This window comes from Ligilactobacillus animalis KCTC 3501 = DSM 20602, assembly GCF_001434535.1.
Taxonomy (GTDB): Bacteria; Bacillota; Bacilli; order Lactobacillales; family Lactobacillaceae; genus Ligilactobacillus; species Ligilactobacillus animalis.
Genome location: NZ_AYYW01000031.1, coordinates 1 through 321, shown reverse-complemented (window position 1 = coordinate 321; position 321 = coordinate 1). Strand labels below are relative to the sequence as shown.

Annotated in this window: 1 pseudogene; it reads left to right on the top strand. The window is 32.4% G+C overall.

Annotated features, from left to right (window positions below):
* Positions 1 to 11: 11 nt before the first annotated feature.
* Positions 12 to 321, top strand: a pseudogene (locus FC30_RS05190) (IS607 family transposase); the annotation flags it as partial.

The window sequence follows — 321 nt, the reverse complement described above, 5'->3', positions numbered from 1 at the left end:
TGCAAATTTAGGATAGTAAAGGTGTGTTAAAAGCATATCGGACTCCCACCAATCGAAGATATTATACTGAAGAACAATATTTAAACTATATTGGTAAATCAGAGTCCAACAAGCGCAAAGTAGTCGCCTATGCTAGAGTATCAACAAATAGTCAAAGAGATGATTTAAAAAATCAAATTGACTTTATTAGGCAATACGTTAACGCTAAAGGCGTTGTTTTAGATGAAACAATTACTGATGTTGGTAGTGGGCTTAACTACAATCGAAAAAAGTGGAATAAATTGCTAGAAGAAGTAATGAATAATCAGATTGATACGATTT